Here is a 7732-nt window from a genome sequence, read left to right on the forward strand (position 1 = left end):
TCTCAGCCCGTCCGGCGTTTGAGGACCGGGGGTTCGGGGGCAGCGCCCCCGAGTCAGTCCTGCACCCCCTACCGGCCTAGCCCCGATGACGGGAATCTCAAGGGGCACTTAGGGTAAATAGGATGAACGAGGATTGCCCTGATATCTCCGTTGTTGTGATCGTCTACAACGACGAGGCCCGGCTGGACACAGCCGTCCGCTCCGTGGTGGAGCAGACGCTGCGCAACGTCGAGGTCGTGATCGTCGACGACCGGAGCACGGACCGTTCGTACGAGGTCGCGCGCGGGCTGGCCGCGAGGCACCCCGGACGCGTACGCGCCTTCCGGCCGGACGAGAACAGCGGAGGCTGCGGCGCGCCCCGCAACCGCGGGATCGCCGAGGCACGCGGCACGTACGTCCTCTTCCTCGACAGCGACGACGTCCTCGAACGCAACGCCTGCCGGAACATGCTGGAGGCGGCCGAGACGACCGGCGCCGATCTCGTCTCCGGGCTGTGCGTACGCGTCCACGTCGACTCGCGGGGCGGCAAGGAGGTCAAGTGGTACCCCTGGCTGTACACCCGCACCCGCACCCTGGAGTCGGTCTCCGAGCTGCCCGACCTGCTGGTCTTCGACACGTTGTCCACCAACAAGTGTTACCGCCGGGAGTTCCTGGTCAGGGAGGGTCTTGAGTTCCCCGTCGGTATTCACTACGAGGACCTGCTCTTCTCCGCGCAGGCGTACGCGGCGGCCCGCAGGATCACCCTCATTCCGAACCGCGTCTACGACTGGCGGGTCGTCGACAAGGCCGCGGCCAAGTCCATCAGCAACCGCCGCGCCGAGATCGCCAACTTCGCGCACCGCATGGAGATCCACCGACGCGTCGACCGGCTGCTGGCCGAGCGGGGGCTGGCGGATCTGAAGTTCTTCAAGGACGTCAAGTTCCTCAAGCACGACCTGGTGCTGCATCTGCGCGACCTGCCGTTCCGGGACGCCTCCTACCGACAGGAGTTCGCCGCCATCGCGCGCGGCTATCTGGACTCCATCGACCGGGCCGCCTTCGACGAGGTCGAGCCCATCCACGCCATCTGCGCCTATCTGCTGCGCGAGAGCGACTGGGACAACCTCCTGCCGGCCGTGGACACCCTCACCAACCGCGACAAGATCTCCTCGCTGCTCGTCGAGCGCGACGGCCGCGTCTACTGGTGCGCCGAGCACATCGACGACAGTGACGGGGGCGAGAAGGACTTTGCTCGGCACGTTCTCGATGTCACCGCACTCGGCTATCACGTCAAACCCGTCGAGAAGATGTTCCTGCGCAACGTTCTGACCGGGTATGAGCAGGCCACCGGTACCGTCCGGCTCGCCGGGCGCATCACCAATCCCCTCGGTGTCGTCCCGGCCGGCGCCCGGCTCGCCGGTGAGCTGGAGTTCGGCGCCCGCCGCAAGGGCGTGCGCTTCCAGACCTTCCGCTTTCCCGTCCGCACGCTGCGGCACGAGGGCGAGTTCATCGCCTGGGAGGCGTCGGTCGACCTCGCGCGCGGGCTGCGGCCCCTCGGTGTCGTGGACGCCGTGTGGGACGTACGGCTGCGTCTGGACGTCGACGGCGTACGCACCACCACCCGCCTCACCGCCTCCGAACCGGGTCTGGCCGTCGGCCGGTCGCCCGTCCGGCCGCGGCTCACCCGGCTGGTCGCCGACCACATCGAGCCCGAGGTCTCCGCGCGCGGCCACCTCGCCTTCCGGGTCCCGACCCGGGAGAAGGTCGACGCGCTCGTCGGACGAGGGGTGCGGGGGACGCCCGGCCGGCTTGCCAAGTCCGGGTACCGCAAGGCGAAGAGGGTGCGGCGGAAGCTCACCTCGGGGGCCACCAAGATCCGCGTCTATCACGAGGTGTTCAGCCGGCTGCCCCTGAAGAAGGGCCTGGTCGTCTTCGAGAGCCATCTGGGCCGGCAGTACAGCGACAGCCCCAGGGCGCTCTACGAGGAGATGCGGCGCCAGGATCTCGACTTCGACGCCGTGTGGTCGTACGCCGGCCGCCCCGAGGGCTTCCCGCCCGACGCCACGCTCGTACGCCGCTGGTCGCTGCCCTATCTGAAGGCGCTGGCGCGGGCGGAGTTCTGGGTCGACAACCAGAGCTACCCGCTGAAGCTCACCAAGAGGCCGCGGACCACGTACATCCAGACCTGGCACGGGTCGGCGCTCAAGCGGATGGGCTTCGACGAGGCCGAGTGGAAGCTCAGGAACCGGGGCGCTCAGGAGGAGCAGCAGCGCGTCCTCGACCGCTTCGACCGGTTCCTGATCCGCTCCGAGCACGACGTACGCACCCTCGCCCGCGCGTTCCGCCTCAAGGAGCGCACGCTGCTGCGCGTGGGCTATCCCCGCAACGACGCGCTCGTGGCGGCCCGGAGGCGCGAGGAGGAGACCGGTGTGCGGGCGCGCGGGCCGCTCGCCGCCGAGCTGGGGATCCCCGACGACAAGGCCGTCCTGCTGTACGCGCCCACCTTCCGGCAGCACGGCGGCAAACAGCGGCGGTTCGAGCTGCCCTTCGACGTGGAGCGGTTCGCCGACGAGTTCGGCGACCGGTACGTCCTGCTGGTGCGCTCGCACTACCTCAACCACGTCGTGCTCCCGCCGTCCGTGCGCGGGCGCGTCGTCGACGTGTCGGCCCGCCACGACGTGACGCCGCTGCTCGCGCTCGCCGACGGCCTGATCACCGACTACTCGTCCGTGATGTTCGACTACGCGCTCCTCGGCCGGCCGCTGTTCTTCTACGCCTACGACTACGAGGAGTACGTGCACGAGGGCCGCGGTACCTACTTCGACCTCCTCGAACGGGCGCCTGGCCCCGTCGTGCGCACCGAGGAGGAGCTGTACGTGGCCCTCGCCTCCCTCGACGAGCAGGTGGTCAAGTACCGGGAGGCACGGGAGGGGTTCGTCGCGGAGTTCGGCGAGTACGACACCGGTACCGCCGCGCGCAGCATCGTCGACCAGTTCTTCGCCCCGTGGAGGCGCGCATGACCGCCGGGACCGACCAGGGCATCCCCGCGACCGCGGATCGCGCGGATCCGCGCCGGGACGTCTTCTTCGTCTCCAACAGCGTCGACGAACTGGGCGGGGTGACCAGCTGGTCGCACCAGATGGCCCGGCTGTTCACCGGGCGCGGCCATCGCGTCCACGTCGTCGGCATCACACCGTCCGAGGTGCCCCAGGAACTCGGCGGGCTCCCGTACCCGACGACGACCCTGTACGCCGGGCAGCCGCCGCGGCCCGGCCGCGCGCGCGAGGCGAGCATGCGCGAGGAGGCCGTGAAACTCACCGCCCTCTTCCGGGCGGCGCGGCCCGGCGCGGTCGTGATCGTCACGCAGGTGTGGGCCATGGAGTGGGTCGCCCGGGCCGACACGCACGGCCTGACCGTGATCGGGATGAGCCACGAGTCGTACGCGTACTCCAAGGCGTCCTCACGCTTCCACCGGGTGCGCAGGCACTACCGGGACGTCGACCGCATGCTGGCGCTGACCCGCGAGGACGCCGACCTGTGGATCGGGCAGGGCATGAACAACGCCTCGTACATGCCGAATCCGCTGCCGTTCATGCCGGAGGTGCCGTCGCCGCGTACCGGGAACGTGGTCGTCAGCATCGGGCGGCTGCACGACCAGAAGGGCATCGACATGCTCCTCGACACCTGGGCGGAGGTCGCGCCGCGCCACCCCGACTGGCGGCTGCGGATCTACGGCTCGGGCGAGGACGAGGAGATCCTGAAGAAGCAGTGCACGGCTCTCGGGCTCGACGGCTCCGTGGACTGGATGGGGCGTACGGGTGATGTGCCGGGGGCGCTGCGGGGCGGTTCCGTTTTCGCGCTGTCCTCCCGGGGCGAGGGGTTTCCGCTCGCGCTGATGGAGGCGATGGCGATGGGGGTGCCGTGTGCGGCGTTCGACTGTGCGCCGGGTGTGCGGGAGATCGTCCACGACGGTGAGGACGGGCTCCTCGCCGGCCTCGGCAATACCGGGGAACTGGCGCGACGCCTGGACGCGCTCATGTCCGACAAGGAGCTGCGGGACGGCATGGGTGATCGCGCCCGCGCCCATATCCAGCGTTATACGACGACCGAGATCGTGAGCAGGTGGGAGGGGTTGTTCGCGTTTCTTGAACGGTGAGGCCGGCTGATTCCGGTTGTGCGTCGGCTGCGGGCCGGTGGGGGTCACCCGCGCAGTTCCCCGCGCCCCCAGGCAGTAGGGGCGCGGGGAACGGCGCGACCAGCCCCCACGGACCCGCACCTGACCACACAACAGAACTACCCCTTCCCCCCACCCCCCGTGAACTTCTCGTACTCCTTGAGGACTTCCTCCGTGGGGCCGTCCAGCCGGAGTTCCCCCCGCTCCAGCCACAGCACCCGGTCGCACGTGTCCCGGATCGACTTGTTGTTGTGGCTCACCAGGAAGACCGTGCCCGCGCTCTTCCGCAGCTCACGGATCCGGGCTTCGGAGCGCTTCTGGAAGGAGCGGTCCCCCGTCGCGAGGGCCTCGTCGATCATCAGTACGTCGTGGTCCTTGGCCGCGGCGATGGAGAACCGCAGCCGCGCCGCCATCCCGGAGGAGTACGTCCGCATCGGCAGGGTGATGAAGTCGCCCTTCTCGTTGATTCCCGAGAAGTCGACGATCTCCTGGTAGCGCTCGCGCACCTGCTCCCGGGACATGCCCATCGCGAGCCCGCCGAGGTAGACGTTGCGTTCGCCGGTGAGGTCGTTCATCAGCGCGGCGTTGACGCCGAGCAGGGAGGGCTGGCCGTCCGTGTAGATGCGGCCGTGTTCGACGGGCAGCAGGCCGGCGACGGCCTTGAGCAGGGTGGACTTGCCCGAACCGTTCGTGCCGATCAGGCCGATCGCCTCACCCCGGTACGCGGTGAAGGACACGGACCTGACGGCGTGCACCTTGCGTACGCCCGACGCCTGCTCGGCCTTCTTCCCGCGCAGGATGCGGTTGAGCGCGGCGGTGGCACTGCCCCGGCCCACCCCGGTGCCGTTGACGCGGTAGACGATGTCGACGCGGTCGGCGACGACGGTGGGGATCGGACCGACTCCGTCGGTCACTGCGCTCTGTTCAGCCACGGCCGTACGTCTCCTCAGCCTTCCAGAAGTAGATGAACCCGCCGACGCCGGCGAGCAGGGCCCAGCCGACCGCGAGTGCCCACACGTGGTGGGGCAGCTGGCTCGCGTGGAACGAGTCGATCAGCGCGAACCGCATGAGGTCGATGTAGACGGCGGCCGGGTTGCACTGGAGGGCGAGCAGTACGGCGCGCGGCATGTCCGGGTGGCCGCTGAGCACCCGGTCGATGCTCCACATGACACCGGAGACGTACATCCAGGTCCGCAGCAGGAACGGCATCAGCTGCGCGATGTCCGGTGTCCGGGCGCCCAGCCGGGCCACGATCATCGCCACGCCCGCGTTGAACACGAACTGAAGTGCCAGCGTCGGCACGGCCAGCAGCCAGGACACGCCGACGGGCACACCGAAGCAGAGCAGGATCACGACCAGCGCGGCCATCGAGAACAGCAGCTGCTGAAGCTGCTGCAGCGCGTACGACACCGGGAGCGCCGCCCGCGGGAAGTGCAGGGCGCGGACGAGGCCGAGGCTGCCGGAGATCGCCCGGGTGCCCGCCATGATCGAGCTCTGCGTGAACGTCCACACGAACACGCCCGTGACCAGGAACGGAACGTAGTCCGGCACGCCCCGGCTCGTGCCCATCAGGACGCCGAAGATGAAGTAGTAGACCGCCGCGTTCAGCAGGGGGGTGGCCACCTGCCAGACCTGGCCGAGCTTCGCCTGGCTGTACTGGGCGGTGAGCTTGGCCGTGGCGAACGCGGTGATGAAGTGCCGGCGCGCCCACAACTGGCGGACGTACGCGGACAGGGTGGGCCGTGCGCCGCTGACGGTGAGGCCGTGGCGGGCGGCGAGTGCCGCGGGGTCGTCGTCGTACGGGGCCGGCGCCGGGGTCGCCGAGGACGGTGTGTCGAGGACCTGACTCACATCCGCTGCTTTCACTCGGGGGAGGGGCGGAGAGGGAGGAAGGGAGGTACGGGAAGCCCCAGGAGGGCTCTTTACCTGCGGTTGAGCTGCGATTGGGGACGGCTTTACGTCGGGACGGGACCGTATCGTCGTCACGTGAGCGTAGGCCGATCCGACGTCGGAACGCAACCGTTTCGTCGTCACGCCTCTATGCTGGGCCGTATGACGACGAACGCCGACGCCGACGGAGCAGCCCGGAGCCCCCAGCGGCCGGAGACGGGGCCGGAGTCCGAGTCGAAGCCGCGCCGCAGGGCCCCCGCCGGGGCGGCGGTGCTCCGGGAGGACGTCACGGAGGCGATCAGGGCCGCCGTCTTCGGGGAGCTCGCGGCCGTCGGATACGCGCGCATGTCCATCGAGGGGATCGCGCGCCGCGCGGGCGTCGGCAAGACCGCCGTCTACCGCCGGTGGCGCTCCAAGCTGCACCTGGTGCTCGACCTGGTCTCCGCGATCGCCGTGCAGGGGCTGCCCGCGCCCGACACGGGCACCCTGGAGGGCGATCTGCGCCTGCTGTACGAGGTCACCTCACGCGCCCTGCGTCACCCTGTCGCCTCGCAGGTCATCCCGGACCTTCAGGCCGAGGCGGCCCGCAACCCGGAGATCGCGGAGGCCCTGCAGAAGGCGCTGCGCGAGGGGCAGGCGGGCGTCGCGAACGGCATCGTCGAGGCGGCCCGGGAACGCGGTGAGATCCGGGCGGACGTCGACGGCGAACTGGCTCTCGACCTGATGTCGGGACCGCTGTACTGGCGCGCGGTGGTGATCCGTGGCCCAAAGCCGCCGAAGGGATATCTGGAGAGCTTGACCCGGGCCACGGCGGCGGCTCTCAAGGCGCTGTAGAGGACCGGAGACGGCCGTTCCACCTGCGGTTCGGCGGCGGCTGCCGCCCTGCTCCGGGCACCTCTCAGGGGGCGTCCGACCCCCGCAGCGACCGGATCGTTGTCATCCACGCCTCACTCTCGGGCCCTCCGGGGGCGCATACTGGAAACACGATGACGAAGCCATCCGCGCCCCGGCGCCACCTGTCCACCAGTCCCTTCAAAGCTCCGGTTGTCCCGGTCGCCAAGCACTTCGCCCTCGGTGACCGTGTGACGCACGACCAGTTCGGCCTGGGCAGGATTGTCGGCGTCGAGGAGGGCATCGCGATGCTCGTCGACTTCGGCTCCCGCCAGGCCCGTATCGTCAGCCCCTACACCCGTATGGACAAGCTCTGACGGATCCCGTCAGAGCACCCTCGCCGCGGCCCAGGACTACCTCCGGCCCGCGGCGAGTGCGTTTCGGAGCCGCGGAGCCGTGCGGCGGTTCCTAGTTCCGTCGTGCCTGCGGGTGGAGCCGCAGCCAGCCCTCCCAGGCCGACGTGATCATGTCGTCGAGGCCGTACTTCGCCTTCCAGCCGAGTTCCGCGGCGACGCGTTCGGCGGAGGCGACGACCCGCGCCGGGTCGCCGGGCCGGCGCGGTGTCACCGTGGGCGCGAGCGTGCGGCCGGTGAGCTCGTTGATGCGGTCGATCATGCGTCGGACCGAGACTCCCTCGCCGCGGCCGATGTCGAGGGTCAGATCGGTGCCGGGCGCCGCGGGCCGGCGCCGGGGCGCCGCCACATGGGGCTCCGCCAGATGGCCGACGTGGCTTTAGTCGCGCACGCAGGTGCCCTCCGGAGTGGCGTATTCGTAGCCGAAGATACGCGGCGGCTCGCC

6 protein-coding genes and 1 pseudogene are annotated in these 7732 nt (G+C 70.0%); 4 read left to right on the plus strand and 3 right to left on the minus strand.

Translation table 11 applies throughout. The features are described 5' to 3' along the window. The first annotated feature begins 122 nt into the window (after positions 1 to 122). Positions 123 to 2999, plus strand: coding sequence for a CDP-glycerol glycerophosphotransferase family protein (locus ACFVH5_RS42960; protein WP_385839125.1), 2877 nt, complete (start codon positions 123 to 125; stop codon positions 2997 to 2999). Beyond that, positions 2996 to 4135 (plus strand): glycosyltransferase, encoded by a 1140-nt coding sequence (locus ACFVH5_RS42965; protein ID WP_385839126.1) that lies wholly within the window; start codon positions 2996 to 2998, stop codon positions 4133 to 4135. Before ACFVH5_RS42960 ends, ACFVH5_RS42965 begins: the two co-directional genes overlap by 4 nt. A 137-nt stretch (positions 4136 to 4272) precedes the next feature. Here ACFVH5_RS42965 and ACFVH5_RS42970 read toward each other — a convergent pair whose 3' ends face one another. Together ACFVH5_RS42970 and ACFVH5_RS42975 are read right to left on the minus strand one after the other, a co-directional pair. Continuing rightward, complete coding sequence (locus tag ACFVH5_RS42970; protein ID WP_385839127.1) at positions 4273 to 5085, minus strand: ABC transporter ATP-binding protein; 813 nt, start codon at positions 5083 to 5085, stop codon at positions 4273 to 4275. Continuing rightward, complete coding sequence (locus tag ACFVH5_RS42975; RefSeq protein ID WP_385839129.1) at positions 5078 to 6004, minus strand: ABC transporter permease; 927 nt, start codon at positions 6002 to 6004, stop codon at positions 5078 to 5080. The genes ACFVH5_RS42970 and ACFVH5_RS42975 overlap by 8 nt, the downstream gene beginning before the upstream one ends. Before the next feature lie 201 nt (positions 6005 to 6205). On the opposite strand from ACFVH5_RS42975, the gene ACFVH5_RS42980 reads away from it, so the two are divergent. After that, on the plus strand, positions 6206 to 6877 hold the full coding sequence (locus ACFVH5_RS42980; RefSeq protein WP_385839130.1) for a TetR/AcrR family transcriptional regulator: 672 nt from the start codon (positions 6206 to 6208) through the stop codon (positions 6875 to 6877). A gap of 152 nt (positions 6878 to 7029) precedes the next feature. Beyond that, complete coding sequence (locus ACFVH5_RS42985; RefSeq protein WP_055517933.1) at positions 7030 to 7251, plus strand: hypothetical protein; 222 nt, start codon at positions 7030 to 7032, stop codon at positions 7249 to 7251. Positions 7252 to 7342: 91 nt separating this feature from the next. Here ACFVH5_RS42985 and ACFVH5_RS42990 read toward each other — a convergent pair. After that, a pseudogene (locus ACFVH5_RS42990) lies at positions 7343 to 7732 on the minus strand (UDP-glucose 4-epimerase GalE); the annotation flags it as partial.

Origin of the sequence: Streptomyces sp. NPDC127119 (genome assembly GCF_042677425.1) — a bacterium.
GTDB lineage: Bacteria > Actinomycetota > Actinomycetes > Streptomycetales > Streptomycetaceae > Streptomyces.